18 protein-coding genes are annotated in these 19299 nt (G+C 69.0%); 11 read left to right on the top strand and 7 right to left on the bottom strand.

The genetic code is table 11. The features are described 5' to 3' along the window. Nucleotides 1-146: 146 nt before the first annotated feature. The 10 genes from ACQP1O_RS28360 to ACQP1O_RS28405 all read left to right on the top strand — a co-directional run bounded on the left by ACQP1O_RS28360 (nt 147) and on the right by ACQP1O_RS28405 (nt 12170). A complete protein-coding gene (locus tag ACQP1O_RS28360) occupies nt 147-1373 on the top strand; it encodes a hypothetical protein (protein ID WP_433561495.1) in 1227 nt (408 codons plus the stop codon). A 5-nt stretch (nt 1374-1378) separates the two neighbouring features. After that, nucleotides 1379-2338, top strand: coding sequence for a glutamate ABC transporter substrate-binding protein (locus tag ACQP1O_RS28365; protein ID WP_433567822.1), 960 nt, complete (start codon nt 1379-1381; stop codon nt 2336-2338). A gap of 7 nt (nt 2339-2345) precedes the next feature. After that, entirely contained in the window at nt 2346-3527 is a 1182-nt protein-coding gene (locus ACQP1O_RS28370; protein WP_433561496.1) for a hypothetical protein, read from the top strand. Then, nucleotides 3524-5947, top strand: a complete 2424-nt coding sequence (locus ACQP1O_RS28375) for a tetratricopeptide repeat protein (RefSeq protein WP_433561497.1) — start codon at nt 3524-3526, stop codon at nt 5945-5947. The genes ACQP1O_RS28370 and ACQP1O_RS28375 overlap by 4 nt, the downstream gene beginning before the upstream one ends. Further along, nucleotides 5944-7047 (top strand): PP2C family protein-serine/threonine phosphatase, encoded by a 1104-nt coding sequence (locus tag ACQP1O_RS28380; RefSeq protein WP_433561498.1) that lies wholly within the window; start codon nt 5944-5946, stop codon nt 7045-7047. The genes ACQP1O_RS28375 and ACQP1O_RS28380 overlap by 4 nt, the downstream gene beginning before the upstream one ends. Next, nucleotides 7044-8333 carry a vWA domain-containing protein gene (locus ACQP1O_RS28385; RefSeq protein WP_379385268.1) on the top strand — a complete coding sequence of 430 codons (1290 nt, stop codon included), beginning with the start codon at nt 7044-7046 and terminating at the stop codon, nt 8331-8333. The genes ACQP1O_RS28380 and ACQP1O_RS28385 overlap by 4 nt, the downstream gene beginning before the upstream one ends. Next, complete coding sequence (locus tag ACQP1O_RS28390; RefSeq protein WP_433561499.1) at nt 8333-9001, top strand: FHA domain-containing protein; 669 nt, start codon at nt 8333-8335, stop codon at nt 8999-9001. The genes ACQP1O_RS28385 and ACQP1O_RS28390 overlap by 1 nt, the downstream gene beginning before the upstream one ends. A 60-nt stretch (nt 9002-9061) precedes the next feature. Next, nucleotides 9062-10060 (top strand): phosphatidylinositol-specific phospholipase C, encoded by a 999-nt coding sequence (locus ACQP1O_RS28395; RefSeq protein ID WP_433561500.1) that lies wholly within the window; start codon nt 9062-9064, stop codon nt 10058-10060. 149 nt (nt 10061-10209) lie between these two features. Next, nucleotides 10210-11559 (top strand): GDSL-type esterase/lipase family protein, encoded by a 1350-nt coding sequence (locus ACQP1O_RS28400; protein WP_433561501.1) that lies wholly within the window; start codon nt 10210-10212, stop codon nt 11557-11559. A 113-nt stretch (nt 11560-11672) separates the two neighbouring features. Next, nucleotides 11673-12170, top strand: a complete 498-nt coding sequence (locus tag ACQP1O_RS28405) for a hypothetical protein (RefSeq protein WP_433561502.1) — start codon at nt 11673-11675, stop codon at nt 12168-12170. Here the strand turns inward: ACQP1O_RS28405 and ACQP1O_RS28410 are convergent. The 5 genes from ACQP1O_RS28410 to ACQP1O_RS28430 form a co-directional block, all read right to left on the bottom strand. Continuing rightward, nucleotides 12153-12380 carry a hypothetical protein gene (locus ACQP1O_RS28410; RefSeq protein WP_433561503.1) on the bottom strand — a complete coding sequence of 76 codons (228 nt, stop codon included), beginning with the start codon at nt 12378-12380 and terminating at the stop codon, nt 12153-12155. The two genes, ACQP1O_RS28405 and ACQP1O_RS28410, sit on opposite strands and share 18 nt — an antisense overlap. Before the next feature lie 269 nt (nt 12381-12649). Continuing rightward, nucleotides 12650-13516 (bottom strand): MinD/ParA family ATP-binding protein, encoded by an 867-nt coding sequence (locus tag ACQP1O_RS28415; RefSeq protein WP_433561504.1) that lies wholly within the window; start codon nt 13514-13516, stop codon nt 12650-12652. A gap of 348 nt (nt 13517-13864) precedes the next feature. After that, nucleotides 13865-14041 carry a hypothetical protein gene (locus ACQP1O_RS28420; protein ID WP_433561505.1) on the bottom strand — a complete coding sequence of 59 codons (177 nt, stop codon included), beginning with the start codon at nt 14039-14041 and terminating at the stop codon, nt 13865-13867. 72 nt (nt 14042-14113) lie between these two features. Then, the gene (locus ACQP1O_RS28425) at nt 14114-16489 is read right to left on the bottom strand and encodes a beta-glucosidase family protein (RefSeq protein WP_433561506.1); all 2376 of its coding nucleotides are present in this window, start codon (nt 16487-16489) and stop codon (nt 14114-14116) included. After that, entirely contained in the window at nt 16486-17331 is an 846-nt protein-coding gene (locus ACQP1O_RS28430) for an alpha/beta fold hydrolase (protein ID WP_433561507.1), read from the bottom strand. The genes ACQP1O_RS28425 and ACQP1O_RS28430 overlap by 4 nt, the downstream gene beginning before the upstream one ends. A gap of 150 nt (nt 17332-17481) precedes the next feature. Here ACQP1O_RS28430 and ACQP1O_RS28435 point away from each other — a divergent pair, with 150 nt between their 5' ends. Further along, nucleotides 17482-18081, top strand: coding sequence for a TetR/AcrR family transcriptional regulator (locus ACQP1O_RS28435; RefSeq protein ID WP_433561508.1), 600 nt, complete (start codon nt 17482-17484; stop codon nt 18079-18081). Between the two features lie 45 nt (nt 18082-18126). Here ACQP1O_RS28435 and ACQP1O_RS28440 read toward each other — a convergent pair whose 3' ends face one another. Both ACQP1O_RS28440 and ACQP1O_RS28445 read right to left on the bottom strand, forming a co-directional pair. Continuing rightward, complete coding sequence (locus ACQP1O_RS28440) at nt 18127-18519, bottom strand: NUDIX domain-containing protein (RefSeq protein ID WP_433561509.1); 393 nt, start codon at nt 18517-18519, stop codon at nt 18127-18129. 84 nt (nt 18520-18603) lie between these two features. Further along, complete coding sequence (locus tag ACQP1O_RS28445) at nt 18604-19098, bottom strand: hypothetical protein (protein WP_433561510.1); 495 nt, start codon at nt 19096-19098, stop codon at nt 18604-18606. Nucleotides 19099-19299 lie beyond the last annotated feature (201 nt).

A 19299-nucleotide genomic window follows, 5' to 3' on the forward strand; every position in this document is an offset into this window, starting at 1 on the left:
CGGTTGGAACTCGATCGACAGGGTGCGATCGCTACCGTACGATCTGGCTACGGGGAGAACCGGCCGGTCGAACGGGGGAAACGGAGTTGAGGAGTCGCTTACCGGCGACCATTCGCACTCGCTCAGCGGCGATCACTCGCGGGGGCATGCAATGGACGCGACGCTTCGTGCACACCGCGCCCGGCGTCATCGGTGTGGTGGGCGCTGCCCTCGCATTGCTGGCCCTGCTCGGCGGCCTGGTGACCGCGAATCAGCAGAGCACCAAGATCGCTCGCCACGACACCGTCCTGGCACACACCGAACCTCTGGCCAATGCCGCGCAGCGGCTGTACGTGGCACTGTCCACGGCCGACGCGGCGGCGTCCACCGCCTATCTCTCCGGCGGGATCGAGTCGCCCGAGGTGCGGATCCGCTACGAGAACGCGCTGACCGACGCGGCCGCCGCGCTCGCGGAGGCCACCACCGGCGCCGCGGACGCCGAGACCCGCACCATCCTGGGCCGGATCTCGGCCGAATTGCCCAGTTACACCGGCTATGTCGAGGCGGCGCGGGCCAATAACCGGCAGGGCCTGCCGGTCGGCTCCGCGTATCTGCGGCAGGCGTCGGCGCTCATGCAGGACTCGATCCTGAAGGACGCGGGCGAACTGGAGCACATTCGCCTCGCACAGCTGCACAGTGATCAGGGCGCTATCACCGGGCTGCCCTGGTGGAGCGCGGGCACGCTGGTGCTGCTGCTCGCGGCGTGCGGCTACGGCTCGTGGATTCTGGTGCGGCGCACCAACCGCTGGATCAATCCGGGCGTGGTCACGGCCGGCGGTCTGACGGTGGCCGCGCTGCTGTGGATTCTCGCCACCACGGCCGCGACCACGGCTGCCATCGACACCGGGGCCACTGGCCGCTTCGAAAAGCTCGCGCAGGCAAGGATTCTCGCCCAGCAGGCGCGCACCGAGGAGACGCTGCAGCTCATCACCCGCGGCGACGTCGACGCCAGCGAGCAGCGCTTCACCGCCGGCAGCGACCAGCTGCGCGCGGACCTGGCCAGCTTGCTGAGCGGCAATTCCGCGGCGTCGAAGGCCTTCTCGGGCTGGCAGGACGGCCATCGGAAAGAGCTCGCCGCCTATAAGTCCAACGACTATCGCGGGGCGGTCGACCAGTCGATCAAGACCGACGGCGCGGGATCCGCGGCCCAGTTCGCCGCCCTCGACGATGCCTTGAAGACCGAACTCGAGCGCACCCGCCAGGAAGTGCGCGACGATGTGAACACGGCCGGAAATGCCCTCACCCTGAGCCCCCTGGGCACGCTGGTGCTGCTGCTGGCGGCGGCGGGATCGATTGTCGTCGGGGTGTGGCCGCGGTTGAAGGAGTTCCTGTGAAGCGGATGCGGATGCTGATGGTGGCAGCCGTGGCGCTGCTCGCCGCCGCGTGCGGGTCGACGCCGGATGCCGCGCCCTTCCAGCTGCCGTCCGGCAGCCGGTTGCCGGCGGGCGCCACCGTCCTCGCCACCGCGCCCAACCAGCGCGCCGACCAGTCCTGCAACCCGACCGCGAGCCTGCGGCCGCTGAGTCCGCAACCGCAGCCCGGGTCCATGCCCGCCCGGTCGACCATGGCGAACATCGTCGCCGACGGGAAGATCCGGATCGGGGTGGACCAGAACCAATTCCTGTTCGGTTACCGCAATCCGTCGACCGGCGAGCTCGAGGGCTTCGATATCGATCTCGCCCACGAGATCGCCCGCGATCTGTTCGGCGATCCGGGCCGCGTGGACCTGCATCCCATCGACTCCGCCCACCGCGCGGATGCGCTGGCGAAGAACGAGGTCGACCTGGTGGTGCAGAACTTCACGCCGACCTGCTCGCGCCGCCAGCAGGTCCAGTTCTCCGCCGTGTATTTCGAGACCGACCAGCGGGTGCTGGTGACCAAGGGCTCGGGTATTCGCTCGGCGGCCGATCTGGGCGGTAGGAAGGTCTGCGGTATCCCCAACTCGACGACGCTCGACGCGGTGTTCGCACTTCCCCAGCGCCCCATCGTGATCGGGATCGAGAACTGGCTCGACTGCCTGACCGCACTGCAGCAGGGCGAGGTCGACGCCGCCAGCACCGACCTGCCGCTGCTGTACGGCTTGAAGATCCAGGACCCGAATCTCGAGGTGGTCGGCGACGCCATGGCCACCGATGTGTACGCCGTCGGGGTCCAGAAGCAGAACACGGATCTGGTGCGGTTCGTCAATGGCGTGCTGGAGCGGGTGCGCACCGACGGGACCTGGCAGCGGATCTACAACCAGCGGCTGAGCGTGCTCGGGCCGTCCAACGGTCCCCCGGCGCCCAAGTACAGCGATTGAGCCGGTCATGCACGAGAATCCTGGGCACATTCTCAGCGTCGCCGAGATAGATCGTGAAATCGCCGAGCGGGCACGCGAAATCGAGACCATCGCCGCGACCCTGGTGGAGCTGGACAAGCATCCCGGGCTGGTGCTGCTGCGCCGCTTCCCGCCCACCGGTGTCACCGAGCAGCGCTGGGCGCCGGCGCGGGCGGCGCTGGAACTCATGTGGGAGGACTTCGGGCGGCTGGGCACCGTGCTGGACCAGGCCCGGACCGCGCGCGGGCGGCGACGCCTGGACGCGCTGGACCGGGAGGAGCTCACGCGCCTGCTGCGCGGACAGCCGGTCGAGGTGTCGCGCAGCACGATTCCGATGTCACAGCGTTCGCTGAGCGGGCCGCGCGAGCAGATCGAACTGATCGGCATCACCGAGATGCTGGACCGCATGCGGGCGGCCTTCCCGACCGTGGTGCGGGTGCTCGACGCGGTGGAGGCGGTGCACACCCGGGTGATGACCGATATCGCGCCGCTGCAGGCGGAGCTGACCCGCACCGGCATGTCGATTCCCGAATTGCAGTCGCTGACAAGCGATATCGATGCGCTCGCCATGCAGGTCGCCACCGATCCCCTGGCGCTGGCGCCCGATGCGCTCGACCGTCGCCTGGGCGAGCTGTCCCGGCGCATGCGCGAGGCCGCGACCGTACTGACCGAACTGCGGGCCATCTCGACGGATTGGGACGCGGCGATCGAACGGTCCCGGGCCCGGGTCGAGGCGCTGCGCAAGACCTACGAGCGGGCCGATCGCGCACGCGCCGAGGTGGAGCACACCATTCTGGCCGCGCCGCTCCCCCGGCATCCGGACGACAGTGCCGTGTACAGCGCGGAACTGACTGCGCTGGAGGCCAATCCGTGCGTGCCCACGGTGCTGTGGGAGCTGCGGCAGCGCATCGCCGGGGCGCTCGACGCGGCGACCCGCAATGAACAACTCGCGCAGGGGCTGCTCGATCGGCGGGCGGAACTGAAGGGGCGGTTCGGTTCCTACCGCGCCAAGGCCGCCCGGCTGGGGGTGGCCGAGGATCAGGATGTGCTCGCCGCCTCCCGCATTGCCGCGGGGCTGCTCTCGCGCCGGCCCTGCGATCTGGCCGCGGTCACCCGCGCCATCACGGACTACCGCCAGCTCATCGACCAGAAATCGGGGAGGCGATCATGAACTGCACCGAGCCCGGCTGCACCGGGACCATCGAGGACGGCTACTGCACCGTCTGCGGCACCGCCCCGAGCGCGGTGCCCGTGGCCGGCGGGGGCGGGTCGACCACGTCGACCGGGACGAGCGCTTCCGGCGCGTCGAGCGCTGCCGTAGGCTCCGACCGCTGTGCCGAACCCGGTTGCACCGGAACGATTCTCGACGGTTACTGCGATGTGTGCGGCAGCGCGCCCGCGTCGCCGTCGGCGCTGGCCACCACCGCGCGCGACACCGCGCACGCGTCCGCGATGAGTACGGGATCGACGGTCAGCGGCCGGTCTTCCCGCAGCGGCCGCTCGGTCCGCACCGGACGGTCGGGAGCTTCCGGGGCGAGCCGCGGCCGGCTGGGCGCGGGCATGGTCAAGGTACCGTCGGTGCCCCGCCGGGATCCGGCCGAGGCCGTGCTCGTCGATCCGGAAGTGCCGGAGAACCATCGCGAATGCGGCAAGTGCAATCGGCCGGTCGGGCGCAGTCGCGATGGTCAGCCCGGTCGCGCCGAGGGCTTCTGCGCCCACTGCGGGACCCGATTCTCCTTCACCCCCAAGCTGTCCGGCCGGGATGTGGTGGGCGGCCAGTACGAGGTGCTCGGCCCGCTGGCGCACGGCGGCCTGGGCTGGATCTATCTCGCGGTGGACCACAAGGTCGACGACCGGCCGGTGGTCCTCAAGGGCCTGCTCAATACCGGCGACGCGGACGCCATGCGGGCGGCCGTGGCGGAGAAGCGGTTCCTCGCGCAGGTCGATCACCCGAACATCGTGCGGATCTACAACTTCGCCGAGGACACCGGGCCGGACGGCAAGCCGGTCGGGTACATCGTGATGGAGTACGTGGGCGGAAAATCGCTCAAACAGCTGCTGCGCGAACAGCGCACGGCCGATCAGCGGTATCTGCCGCCCGCGCGGGCCATCGCCTACATCCTGGAGATGCTGCCCGCGCTGGAGTACCTCCACGACCGCGGGCTCGCCTACTGCGACTTCAAACCCGACAATGTGATGCAGACCGAAGAGCAGCTCAAGCTCATCGACCTCGGCGCGGTCGTCGGCCTGCACGATCAGAACGAAACCATCTACGGCACACCGGGTTACCAGGCCAAGGAGATCGCGCAGACCGGGCCGACCGTCGCGTCGGAGGTGTACACGGTGGGCCGCACGCTGGCGGCGCTCGTCATGCGGATCCCGCCGGTGAACAACGAACTCGGCCCGCTGCCCGGCCCCGAGCTCGAGCCGCTCATCGCCCGCCACGAATCGCTGTACCGATTCCTGGTGCGCGCCACCGATATCGAGCCTGACGCGCGCTTCACCTCCATGACCGAGATGGGGGATCAGCTCACCGGCATTCTGCGCGAGGTGCTGGCCACCGAGGACGGGCGGCCCCGGCCGGGACTGTCCACCCGGTTCGGCCCGCCGCGCGGGGTATTCGGCGTCGGTGACCAGCTGCCCGGCGATCCCCGCGCCCTCATTGCGGCGCTGCCGGTTCCGCTGGTCGACCCGAGCGACAGCGGTGCGGCACTGCTGGCCTCCACCAGCGCGGTCACGCCCGAGGACCTGGAGCGCGAGATCACCGCGGGCCTGCAGTCGGTGGTCACCGGCCGCGAGGAGTCGGTGGAGATCCCGCTCCGACTGATCCGCGCCGCACTGGAATTCGGCGATCCGGACGATGCGCTGCGGCGGCTGGACGCGGTGGGCGAGACGCTGTCCGGCGACTGGCGGCTGACCTGGTTCGCGGGCCTGGCCCGCCTGCTGCAGCGCGATTGGCCGGCCGCCGCAGCCGAATTCGACGCCCTCTACAGCGCGCTGCCGGGCGAGGCCGCCCCGAAGCTGGCTCTGGCCGCCACCGCCGAGCTCATGGCCGCGGACGGACTGGACCCAGAGACCGCGCGCGAGCGGGCCGCCCGGTATTACGAGCTGGTGTGGCGCACCGACCGTTCCTTCACCAGCGCCGCCTTCGGCGCGGCCCGGCTGCGGCGCGCGAGCGGCGACCGGGCGGGCGCGGTCACGGTGCTCGATCAGGTCGACGCCGCCTCGGCGGTGCACACCGAGGCCGGGGTCACCGCCGTCGAGACGCTGCTGGCCGTCGCCGAACCCGCCGAGCTGACCGAACAATTGGTTCGCGATGCCGGCAAACGCATCGATAGTCTGACCCTCGACTCGAAACGCCGTGCCGCGCAGGCCCGTCTGCGAGTCCTGGACGCGGCGCTGCGCTGGCTGCGCCTGGGCAGGGTGCCCACCGACCACTCCCCGCTGCTGGGGGTGGCGCTCGATCAACAGGGGGTACGCACCGGTTTGGAACGCTGTTATCGCGACCTGGCGCACGAAACCGAGGACATGTGGGAACGGATCGCCCTGGTGGAGCAGGCCAATGCGGTGCGCCCGAGGACGCTGCTGTGACGGCCCGCTGCCCGCACTGCGGCACCTTCGCCGTCGACACCGACCGGTTCTGCGAGGCCTGCGGCCGCAAACTCGGCATCCGGGTGATCGCCCTGCCGCCCAGGGAATTCCGGCCCGGCTCCGGCTCGACCGTGCCGGTGGCCGAGGCGGCGCGCAGTGCCCGGCTCGAACCCACCGGCACCACGGCCACCGTCGAATCCGGTCCGCCACCCGACTGCACCGGGTGCGGCGGAAGCGAATTCGACCCGGACGGCTACTGCGCCACCTGTGGTGAGCTCGGGCCCGAGCGGGATCGCTTCGAATTCGACCTGGGCACCGCGTGCCTGATCACCGATCGCGGCCTGCTGCACGCCCGCAACGAGGACGCGGTCGCGGCGGCGGTGCTGGAGGGCACGGCGCCGGACCGTCCGGCCGCCGCGGTCATCACGGTCTGTGACGGGGTGTCGACCTCCGAGGATCCGCAGGCCGCCTCGGGTGCCGCGGCCCGGGCGGGGCTGGACGCCTGCCTGGCCGCCCTCGCCGCGGACCAGCCCGCCGAGGACTGCGTCATGGCCGGGCTCACCGCCGCCGCCGACGCGGTCAAGGCGGTCGGCTCGCCGAACGGGAAAGCACCGTCGTGCACCTATGTCTCGGCGATCGTGCAGTTCGACGGCGCGGGCGGCGCGGACATCACCGTCGCGAATGTCGGTGACAGCCGCGCCTATTGGCTGCGGGGCGACGACTCCGACCGGCTGACCGTCGACGATTCCCTCGCCCAGGCCATGGTCGACAACGGCCTGCTGGACGCGGCCACCGCCATGGACGGCCCGCACGCGCACGTGCTCACCCGCTGGCTGGGGGCCGACAGTGAACACCAGTGGTCGCCCACCTGCGTGCGCACCCTGCACACCGACGCGCCCGGCGTGCTGCTGGTGTGCACCGACGGATTGTGGAACTACCTCCCGGAGGCAGCGGCCCTGTCCCGCTTCACCGGCTCGCTTGCGCCGTTGCCCGCGGCGCGCGCCCTGGTGGAGCACGCGCTCGGTGCGGGCGGCAAGGACAACATCACCGTCGCCCTGGTACCCGTCCCGTCCCTCGCACCGTCAGGAGACACACCGTGACTTCCGCTGAGAACAAAGGCATTTCGGTAGCCATCGACCAGAACGCATTCCTCGCCGAGGGGGTGCGCACGGTCGACGCCATCGTGACCGTCGAGGCCACCGGCGATCTGGTGGTGTCGGTGGCGCCGCCGCCGCGGGTCGAGATCCTGATCATCGACACCTCCGGGTCCATGGGCGCGGCCGACAAGTTCGCGGGCGCGCGGCGGGCCACGCTGGCGGCGCTGGACGTCATGCCCGACGGCACCCGGTTCGCGATCGTGGAGGGCACCGACAAGGCGCAGGTGGTGTTTCCGCACCGCGGCCCGTCGGCGGTGGCCAGCCCGCAGGAGCGCGCCAACGCACGGCGAGCGCTGGACAAGCTGGTTCCGCACGGCGGCACCGCGATCGGCACCTGGCTGGGACTGTCACGGCTGATCGCCCAGCAGCACCCGGGGGCCATGGTGCACGCCATCCTGCTCACCGACGGCAAGAACGAGCACGAGACGCCCGAGCGGCTGGCGGAGGAGATCCGCCAGTCCATCGGCGTGTTCACCTGCGACTGCCGCGGCGTCGGGGTGGACTGGGAGCCGAACGAGGTGCGCCCCATCGCCTCCGCGCTGCACGGGACGATCGACACCGTGGCGACCGCGGATCTGCTGGCCCAGGATTTCGCGGCCACGATGGAATCGTCGATGGAGAAGGCGATTCCGGACCTGACCATGCGGGTGTGGACACCGGTGGGCGCGAAGATCGTGTTCCTCAAGCAGGTCGCGCCGTTCATCGAGGATCTCACCGCGCGACGCACCGAGGTGGGGCCGCAGGTGGGCGAATATCCGCTGGGCTCCTGGGGCGCCGAGGATCGCGACTATCACATCCAGCTGGAGCTCGAGCCGGCCGCGCCGGATCGGGAGAAGCTGGCCGCGCGGGTGAGCGTGCTGGCCGAGGGCGACGTGCTCGGGCAGGGTCTGGTCAAGGCCGCCTGGACGACCGATACCGACAAGTCGGCGATCATCAGCCGCCGGGTCGCGCACTACACCGGACAGGCCGAGCTGGCCCAGACCGTCCAGGAGGGCCTGACCGCGCGCAAGCAGGGCGACTTCGCCACGGCCACGGCCAAACTCCAGCGCGCGTACCACCTGGCCAGCGAGTCGGGCAACGAGAACACCGCCAAGCTGCTGCTCAGTGTCGTCGACGTGGTGGACGAGCGGACCGGAACCATCCGCCTGCGCAACAAGATCGATCCCGCCGACGAGATGGCCCTCGACGTCCGTTCCACCAAGACCGCCCGAGTCCGCAAGGAGCCGTGATGGCGCTCTGCATCGAGGGGCACGAAACCACCGCCACCGACTACTGCGATTTCTGTGGTGCGCCGATGGGCGGTCAATTCGGTGGTGCCACACCGCAACTCGCGGTATGCCCGTCCTGCGGGGCGCCCTCGGAGGGGCGGTTCTGCGAGAACTGCGGACACGACTCGGCGCTGCCGCCGCCCCCGCCCGCGCCACCGGTGAGCGCGGAGCCGGCGGCGACCGCCGGCGAATCCGGGGCGGTCGAGAACGGGGCCGCAGCGCCGGTCTGGGTCGCCACCATTTCCGCCGACCGGGCGCACTACACGCGCATGCAGGCGCAGAAGGGGCCCGATCTGGAGCGGGTCGACTTCCCCGACTACTACCCCGACCGTCGAATCCCCTTGCAGGGGCCCAATATCCTGATCGGCAAGCGCAGCGTCTCGCAGGGCGTCCATCCCGATATCGACCTCTCGGTCGCGCCCGCCGATATCGCGGTCTCGCGCTCGCACGCCATCCTGCACATCGACGGCGGGGCGCTCACGGTCACCGACCTCGGCTCCACCAACGGCACCTGTCTCAACGACAGCCCGCAGCCGATCCCGCCGAAAACGCCTGTCCCATTGCAGGAGGGCGACCGCATCCATGTGGGCGGCTGGACCACCATCACCCTGACCACCGAACCGGGCTGATCACCCAATTCAGGCAAAACGACGTTCTTGGTCCATTGTCCAGGTTAGGCTCCCCGCTCTATGAGCTTGACCCGCCGAGACTTCGCCCGCACCACCCTGGCCGCCGCCGCAGGCGCACTCGCCACCGGCCTGAGCAGCCCTGCGGCGCAGGCGATCCCGCACGCGCGAACCGTCGGCGCACCGCCGCAGGCGTGGATGTCCGCGCTCCCCGACGCCACCTCGCTGCTGCGCCTCACCATCCCCGGCACCCACGACTCCTGCTGCACCAGCGCCGCCAACGGCACCGAGTGGGCGCACACCCAGAACTGGTCGCTTCCGGACCAATTCGCGCACGGCATCCGTTTCCTGGACATCCGCTGCAACGGGCTGCAGGACCACACCGCGGACTCCTTCGGCGTGTATCACAGCGCCTTCTACCAGGGCATCACCTTCGACACGGTGCTCGACCAGTGCCGGGCGTTCCTGGCCGGCAATCCCGGCGAAGTCCTCGTCATGCGGGTCAAGAAGGAGGACGGCACCAATAACGACGTGGGCGCCGATTTCGCGCGAATCTTCAACGGCTACCTGGACACCAAGGGCTACCGCTCACTGTTCTGGCTGGAGAATCGCTTCCCCGCGCTGGGTGAGGCCCGCGGCCGCATCGTCCTCATCGCCCAGTTCGCCAATTCCCTGGGCTGCCTGCAATGGCCCGGCGGCGACAACGGCGTGTTCACCACCGATCGGATCTATCTCCAGGACCGCTACAAGGACCACGGCCTGGCCGGCCTCGACTCCGGTTCCTCGAACTTCGGCTCCTCCGGCGGCGACAAATTCGACTACGTCAAAGCCTGCCTCGACAAGGCCGCCGCCGACCCCGCCAACACCCTCCAGTACATCAACTTCACCAGCTTCGCCGACAGTGCCTGGCCCAAGGACAACGCAGCAGCGATCATGCCCGAACTCGCCGACTACCTGACCACCCACACCGCCCAGTCCGCCCACTACGGAATCGTCCCCATGGACTTCCCCGACCAATACACCCGGGTCCTCGATCTGCTGCTCGCCAAGAACGTCGGCTAGCACTCGCCGGCAACCTGGGTCGAAGATCCTCGACTCCGGCGGCAGCCGCGTCAATGTGCCTGCCGTGGTGGGTTTTCCAGCTCCGAAGGTTCGGATCGTGTTCCCGAAAGCTCTGTAAGCTCTTACAGGCATTGCTAGGGTCGGCGAACATGACACCGCGATGCCGCCCGGTCCGTTCGTCCGATATCTGGAGCCCGGGCAGGAGGGGCGGCGCGGTGGCGGTGGCGATGCTGGCGGCGATGGCCCTGCACGGGATCGTTCCGGCTGCGGCCGAGCCACCGGCAGGCGAGGCGGGCGATGGCGCGCACTGGGTGAGCAGCTGGATGGCCGCGCCGTCGGATTCGTTCGGCGTCGTGGACCCGTCCGAGGCGCCGCAGCTGCACCTGTCCGACCAGACCTACCGGCTGATCGTGACCCCGCATCGGGGCGGCGCGACGGTGCGGATCCACCTCACCGATCGCACCCGCTCCACGCCGGTCGACTTCGCGCACGTCACCATCGCCAAGCAGTCCGAAGGCGCTGCGGTGCAGCCGGACTCCATGCGCGAGGTGACCTTCGACGGCAGCCCGAGTGTGACGGCCGCGGCGTGGGGTGAGGTCGTCAGCGATCCGGTCGACCTGCCCTTCGGCGCCTTCGAGCCCCTGGCCGTGAGCGTGTACGTCGCCGGCCCGGACGTCCTGCCCACCGAGCATTTCGACGCGAATGCGACCAGCTTCTACAGTCTCCCGTTCGCGGGAGACGCGGCCGGCGACCCCGCCGGGGCGAGTCTGCCGCTGCACACCACCTCGATGCCGTTCCTGTCCGGTCTCGATGTCCACGCGCCCGTAACGGTGAGAACCATTGTCGCCCTGGGTGATTCGATCACCGATGGCTACGTCGCCTCGAACTTCGTGGGGCTCCCGCAGGACCCCGGTGTGGTCGACCGTGCCCAGCGTTACCCCGACTTTCTACAGCGGCGGCTCGATCAGGCCGGTCTGCCGTACAGCGTCGTCAATGCCGGCATCTCCGGAAACCGGGTCACCAGAGACGGATTCATCCCCCAGTTCGGTCCCGCCGCCACGGCCCGGCTCCAGCACGATGTGATCGACCAGCCCGGCGTCACCGACGTCATCATCCTGGAGGGCATCAACGACCTGGGCATCCCGATCGGTGCCGATTACAACCAGCTGGTCAGCGGCTACACCGAGCTCATCGACCGACTCCACGCCGCCGGTCTGCGAGTCCACCTCGGCACGATCCTGCCCGCCGCCAACGCCCTCAACGACGGCATCCTCACCTTCCCCACTGCCGACCCCGTTCGCCGGCAATTGAATTCCTGGATCCGCGGGCAGCAGCTCGCAGACAGCGTCATCGACTTCGACGCCGCCCTCCGTGACCCGGCCGACCCCTCCGTCCTGGCCCCGCGCTACGCGGGCCCCGACAACCTCCACCCGAACGCGGCCGGATACCAGACCATGGCCGACGCCATCGACCTCACCACCTTCGGCGGCCAGGGCTGACATTTCGCCGCATTGCATCGAGAGACAATCGCATTCGGAAATTCCGCGCTATGGATTCGCGCCCGTCAGTTCGATTGCCGTGCAAATGGTCTCGGTTAGATTACGATGATCTTGTGAGTTATCCGATTACGTCGGCGAAGGTGTTGCTGGAGAGCCGCCTGCGGATGGTTCTCGACGGCAGCCCCTATACCGTGCGCTCGGTCCACGACGGCCTGCGGGTCGAGCGGCCCTACGACAAGGACCACACCCGGACCCCCTACAGCTATTCCCTGCGGCTCAATGAAAAGCACAGCCGCGCACAGTTCTTCCGGTACTACTGGCCCAACAGCGAGGGCGGGGCCCCGCACCACTGGAACCGCGATCCCGATCGGATCGGCCGATCCATCAAATCGGAACTGGCCACGATGGGATGGCAACTCGGCCGCAGCCCCGCGGAATGGTTCTCCGCCATCCTCGGCACGGTCATCTGGCTGGCGCTCCCGGGCACCATTGCCGCGTTCTCCGGCGAGACCTGGTTCCTCGCGGTGTTCGGTTCGGTCCTCCTCGCGGTCGGCATCGTCATCGTCGTCGGGGCAGTCGTTCTGCTGCGCCGATCACGTACCCGAGTGTGATCCCCGGGCCGGGCTGCGCCTGGCCGTCCAGAACATCCAGGATCCGGCCCCCAGCGTGAGTGCGATGAAGGTCGCCATCCCGATCAGCGCCGCGATGGCTCCCGGTCCGGTGGCCCCGCCCCCGCTCGCCTCGATAAGGAAACCTGCGGCTACCGGCCCGATGAGCACCAGGCCGAGCGCCGTCAGCAGGAAGGCGACGTATGTCAGCACTCCCGCCGGCAATCGTATTTGCGCTGCCGAACGCGCATGTCCCCCACCATCAACCTGCCGCTGTAACCGCCGAGCATTCGTCATATGCCCTCGAATCCATGTCTCGTGAGATGCATTCGAACAGGGAATTACGCCAACACCGTGAACTTCTCAGCGGCTGCACCGCAATCGAACGGTCACCGCCACCTCGAATGCGTTCATGGCGTAATCCTGCCAGCAAGAACCGCGCCGACGGATCAAGCCGCACAGGCATTTCGAAATATCCGGTACTAGCGGAGCAGGTTCACGAGTTGGCGGTAGGCGGCGCGGGTGGGCGGCGCCAGGCGGCGCCAGCTGATGGGGCCGCCGGAACCCAGATGGGCGTCGTAGGGGATTTCGGCGACCGCCCGGACCACATCGCCGAGATATTTGCGGACGTGTTCGGTGACCAGCGGCCCGTCCTTCGGGTGCTGACGGGTGACGACGATGACCGCTTCGGCCAGGTGGTATTGGCTGTAGTTGTCGTCGAGCCAGATCAGGGCGGGTTTGAGCCGATTCACGGCGTCGGGGCGGGCGGCGAGGGTGATTACCAGGGAGATCCGGGAATCCGACAGCAGCGGGGCGACCATGCGGTTGGTGACGGGCCCGCCGCCGTCGTAGACGGGCAGGCAGCCGGCTTCGACCAGGTCGCGATGCACCGAGGAGTAGGTCTCGCGGCGGGGCAGCGCCTCGGGGCCGCGGGGCAATACGCCCACACCGGAGCTGTTTTCGCCGCAACTGTCGATCACCGTGGACGGCAGGCTGCGGTGGGTCATGCTCAGCCAGGACTGGACGGTGCCCGCGGCATCGATCGTGTCGCAGCCGCGCGCGGCCAGGTCGCCGCCGGTGGCGGTGGCATCGACGACGATCGGCGAGTGTTCGCCATAGTCGTAGGCCGCCGCGCCCGCGATGCCCAGGGCCGTGGTGGTCGCGCCGGAGCCGCCGGAGCTACCCAGGACGAGAACGGGTGGCAGGTCGGCCCACAGCAGGTAGCCGTTGCGCGGGTGCATGCGCACCATGTCGGTGGGCGCTCCGGGCGGGGCCGGGCGCAACAGCAGGGAAAGGTCTGTGGGAGTGGAAGAAAGAGCGGCGGGATGATCCGGGAAATTTTCGGACACTCTAGATTCCTCTGGTGCGAGCGGCAGACGATGCTGCGGAATCCTCTGGTCACCACGTCGCGGAGGACGGCTACGCCGGCGTCATCCATCGCGTGCACGATCGGTGGCGCAGCCGCCCCGGTCATTTCGCCGTCAACACCCACACCGCGTCGACGAGCGGCCCCTGCGCCTCGACAACTTCGCTGAAGCCTCGAGTTCTGTCCCCCCGGATACCCCCTGCCCGCCTAGCTGTCGATCAAGAGTGCAAAAGGGTTGCCGTGCAGCCCTTTTCAATGTGTCCAGATATTACCTGATCTTGTCATGTCAGCAGCAATATCCATAGCCCCACCGAAACTCCGGCACTGAATGTCAGCGCACCGCCCGAATCGGCACAACCGCGGCTGCACCCAGCACCGAAAGCAGGCCCCCGACCAGGAATAGCGGCGGATACCCGCCGAAGCTCACCACCGCCGACGCCACGAAAGGCCCGACGATTCGGGGACCCGCATTGGCGATATCGAGCACCTCCGCTTCGGAATGAGCCACGGGTTGTCCAGAGCGTGCGAAGAGCACGGGTTCCGGCCGCACCACGGCCGGAACCCGTTGCGGTCGAGGCGATCAGCCGATGTCCGCGGTGAGGGGGAGGACCGTCACCGAGGTGCCGACGTGCAGGGTGAAGGTCCCCGGTTCGATGGCCCAGCCCTGATCGGTCCAGTGCTCGAAGGAGCGCTTCGGCACGTCGATGGTGGCGGTGACGGATTCACCCGGGTTCGCCTCCACGACCGCGAATCCGGCCAGCCAGCGCACCGGACGGTCGACGTCGCTGTGTTCGCGCGACAGATACGCCTGCACGACCTGACGGCCCCGGCGGTCACCGGTATTGCGGACGGTGACAGTCGCGGTCCGGCCCGACACCGCCAGTTCGTCGAGCTGCCATGTGGTGTAGCCGAGACCGTGGCCGAACGGATAGGCCGGGGCCACACCAGATTTCAGCCAGGCGCGGTAGCCGATGTGAATGCCCTCGTCGTAGGGCAGCGCATTGTCGGGTGCGGGCTTGGTGTTCAGCACGGGCACGTCGGCCATGGTCTCGGGCCAGGTGGTGGGCAGGCGGCCGCCGGGTTCGGCGGCGCCGGTGAGGACGTCGGCGAGCGCCGCGCCGAATTCCTGCCCCGGGAACCAGGCGAGCAGCACGGCCGCGACGTCGTCGCGCCACGGCATCTCCACCGGCGAACCGGAGTTCACCACCACGATGGTGCGCGGGTTCACCGCGGCCACCGCGGAGACCAGATCGTCCTGCCGGCCGGGCAGCCGCAGCGTGGTCCGGTCGAAGCCTTCGGATTCGATCCGCTCGGTCGTGCCGACGACCACCACCGCCACCTCGGATGCCCGCGCCAATTCGACTGCGGCAGCGAACTCTTCGTCATCCGATCGGCGCGGACGGCCGACCGCGCAGGTGATGCCCATGGCAGGGAAGCCGTTGTCCGGCATCATGCGCACCAGCACGTCGACCTCCTGCCCCTCGGCGAGGGTGCGGGTCACGAACCGCTGTGGCGGATTCAGCAGCATCTCGACCGGATCGGCGCCCGCGGGCACCACGGTCTCCCCGAGCACCTGCTCGCCGTCCAGCGTCAGGGTCAGCATGCCCACACCGGCGAACCCGATGCGCCACTCCCCCGCCACGTCGGCCCGCAGCCGACCGCGCAGCTCGATGGCCTTGGCCTGCAGCGCATTCGGGTTGCCGAAGAGCATGAGGCTACCCGCCCTGCGATGCTCGGTGTCCAGCACGGCGTCGCCGTCGAGGTACCGCAGCGACAGCCCCGGCTCGCCGGTCTCGGGGTCGGTGACCAGGTCCAGCGGAACCGGAATCATGTTCTCGCTCAGGTGCACACCCGGTGTGTAGACCACCGGCAGCGCCTCCGACAGCCCCTGCAGCGGGGAGGTGGTGTGCGCCGGAATCACGGTCGCGCTGCCGCCGCCCATGAAACGCGGTTCGGCAGCGGCGGATCCGAGCAGAGCGACCCGTGCGTGCTTACCGAGCGGCAGGGTGCCGTCGTTGGCGGCGAGCACCATGGCCTTGGCCGCCGCCTCGCGCACCAGGCGCTGCGACGCCTCGTCACCGAAGGTCGGGACGGGCTTCGGCGATCCGTTCAACGCGCCGACCCGGACGGCGAATCGCAGGATGCGCCGCACCTTCTCGTCGATCGCGGACTCGGGCACCTCGCCCTTTCGCACGGCCGCTTCCAGTGGCGCGCCCCACAGCTCCCACGGACCGGGCATGGCCAGGTCGTTGCCCTTGGCCGCACCGAGGGTGGAGCGCACCGCCGTCCAGTCCGACACCACCACGCCGTCGAAGCCCCACTCCCCCTTCAACGGTTCGTCGAGCAGGTCGTTCTCGGTCATGGTGGCGCCGTTGACCGAGTTGTAGGAGGCCATGATCATCCAGGCGCCCGCCTCGACGGACCGCTCGAACGGGTACAGGTACAGCTCCCGCAGGGTCCGCTCGTCCGCGATCACATTCGCGGTGAATCGCTCGGTCTCGGAGTCATTGGCGACGTAGTGCTTCGGGCACGCGCTCACCCCGTGCGCCTGCACCGCCCGCACGTAGGCGTCGGCGATCTCGGCGGTCAGCATCGGGTCCTCGGAGAAGCATTCGAAATGCCGTCCGCCGAGCGGGGATCGATGCAGGTTGATGGTCGGTCCGAGCACCGCGTACACATCCTTGCGGCGGGCCTCGGCGGCGATCAGCGCGCCGATCTCGGTGAGCAGGTCGCGATCCCAGGTGGCGGCCAGGGCGGTGCCCGAGGGCAGGCTGACCGAGGGGTCGCGCTCGTCCCACTGCTCGCCGCGCACGCCGGATGGGCCGTCGGAGACCGGCATCTCGGCCAGCCCGATGCCCGGTTCGCCCGCGAAGCGGAAGAAGCCCGCGCCCGAGATCAGGCGAATCTTGGCGGGAAGATCCAGCTTCCCGAGGAGGTCGTCGATGACGTCGGTCATACCTGCTCCTTCCAGAAGGCCACCAGGTCCGCGCTGACCTGCGCGGGCACATCCTCGTTCGGCACATGGCCGGAGCCGTGATAGACGGCGGTCTTCGCGTTCAGCTGCTTCGCGAACCGCTCGTGCACCTCGGGCGCCCACAGGTCATTGGTGTCGCCGTAGGCGACCAGCAGCGGCACACCCGAATCCCGCAGCACCGCCGGATCTTTCACCGGCGGCTCGGCCATGCAGGTCAGGATGCCGATGATATTGGCCTTCTTGGTGCGCAGGATCCGCTCCCGCAGGAAGTCCCGGCGCTGCGGCGCGGGCTGCTGGTCGGCCTGGGCCATGACCGCGTTCACCTGCTCCCAGATGACCTCCTGTCCACCGGCTTCCACCGCCTGCGCGACCAGCAGCGGCGGCGGGAAGTTGATGTCGGCCACCGAGGACGGGCCCGAGGCCAGCAGGGTGAAGCTGCGGAACCGCTGAGGCCGCTCGATCACCGCGACGCGGGAGACGTAGCCGCCGAAGGAATGTCCGACCAGGTGGATGGGCTCGGCCGGCGAGATCTGATCGACCACGCTCTGCAGGTCGCCGACGAAATCGGCCAGGGTGTACCCCGAAACATCGTCGGGCCCTTCGGACTCCCACTGCCCGCGCTGGTCGTAGGCGACCGCCCGGTACCCGGCCGCCGCGAGCAGCGACAGTATCTCCTCGAAGTCCTCCTTGGAGCCGGTGAAGCCCGGCACCAGCAGCGCGGTGCCGCGACGCTCGACCCCGGCGGGCGGCTCGACCTCCCATGCGGCCAGCTTCCCGGCCGCTCCGCGCAGCGTGATCGGCGTGATGATCGGGGCCTGACTCATCGGCAATTCCTTCCCTCGTACTGCCCTGTACGGCTGGCACGAGTGTGCCAGTGGAATTCCAGTTTACCGAGTGGTCACTCGGTAAAGTTATAATTTCGTAACCATGGTTCGGTTTTGCCTGATCAACCCGCTTGACTAGTGTCCCACCTCATGACGCCCCACCCCCGACGCCGCAGACGGGGCGACGACCGTCGCGAGCAGATCATCGACGTCGCACTGAAAGCCTTCGCCGACAACGGCTATCGCAGTGCCTCCATCGCCGAGATCGCCGACCGCTGCGGCCTGTCCCAGCCCGGGCTGCTGCACTACTTCCCGAACAAGGCCGCGCTGCTGTCGGCGGTCCTCGGCTACCGCGACCGCCTCGACTACGACCGCCTCGGGTTCGACCAGCAGCTGCGCGGCAAGGACGCCCTCGTCCGCCTGGCCCAGCTGGTCGAGCACAATATGCACGTGCCCGGTCTGGTCCGGCTGTTCACCGTGCTCACCAGCGAGGCGGTCACCGCCGACCATCCGGCCCACGAGTGGGCGCTGAACCGCTACCGCCTGCTCCAGGACTACCTTGCCGGAGCGCTACAGGCGGGCATCGACGACGGCAGCATCCGCAAGGACATCGACCCCGCGGCCATAGCCCGTCAGGTCTTCGCCATGATGGACGGCCTGCAGCTGCAATGGCTGGTGGATCCCGACTCCGTCGACATGGCCACCCTCTTCCGAGCCTACGTCGACGAACTCATCGCCTACATCTCCTAGCGCGGCATCCGGCATCCCACAGCGGCTCAACCGTCTCCTATCGCTTCATTCGTTCACTGCGTCGCGGAAGTGCTCGGCAAGATCGAGCTCCGCGGCCTGCTCCGGCGTGACCCAGGCATGGTCGTCGTGTTCGTCCGGGCTGAGAATCACCGCGCCACTGCCGTTCTCGCGCACATCGAAGACGCGTGCGTGAATCCGCAGCGGGCGGCCGGCCACATCCATCCACTCGTGCGCCGAGCGCTCACCGAGGACCTCGATGGTCAGGCCCGTCTCCTCCGCGACCTCGCGTACCGCGGCTTGTTCGGGTCGCTCCCCCGGCTCGACGCCGCCGCCCGGCAACTCCCACCGCCCGGCCAGGAAAACCCCGGCGGCCCTGCGGATCAGCAGGATCGTGCCGGCACGTTCGATCCGGCAGTACACCAAATTCTTTTCTTTCACGCGTTGATCATGCGTGAAACGACGAAGATTCAGTCTGGTTGCTGCGGCGCCCGCCGCACGGTGGGGCGGGCAGCGGCCGCCGGACTACGCGGAGTCCGCCGCGTACTGGTACTTCCCGCGATCGAGTTTGCGGACATTGCTGTTGTCGCGCTGCGCCATTCGCCCCAGCGCGACAGCGACGTGGTGGCGGGCGCTGATCGGCAGCTCCACACCGCGACTCTGGAGCGCGGCGATCACCTCCGCCGGGGTCCAGGTCTGTTCGGGGTGTTCGGCGAGGAAATCCGCCACCACCCGGGGCAGCGAGCGTCCCTGCGACGGCCCGGCCGACTCGGCGGGCTCCTGCACGTCCGTCAGCTGCTCGTCGCGCGCGGTGTCCAGCCAATTCGCGACCGTGAGCAGCTTCGAGCAGGCCGCACGCAATTCGGCTCCGGGCGAACGGATGTCACCGAGGTTGTACATGGCCTGGTAGTAGCGACCGATATTGGTCAGCAGATCGATTGCTTGCTTCTCGGTGTCGGCGACGATGGCTTCGCTGCTGCGACCCGACTGCGCGGCCGCCGCCACTGCTCCCACGTCCACGTCCGACAATCCCCTTCTCTGTTGATCGACAGATGCACGGCTCACCCGACAGTAGCCAAGGGTGGCGGCCGAATTGTGAAAGACTACAAGGTCATTGCCGCCCGCGCGTCCCCAACGGCGTTTCGCGTGACCGGAATGCCGGGTTCACCCGGTACCGAGCGCCGGATACCCGCAGATCTGCCCGGTCGTCGCGGGCCGCCG

The organism is Nocardia sp. CA-151230, assembly GCF_050942175.1.
Taxonomy (GTDB): domain Bacteria; phylum Actinomycetota; class Actinomycetes; order Mycobacteriales; family Mycobacteriaceae; genus Nocardia.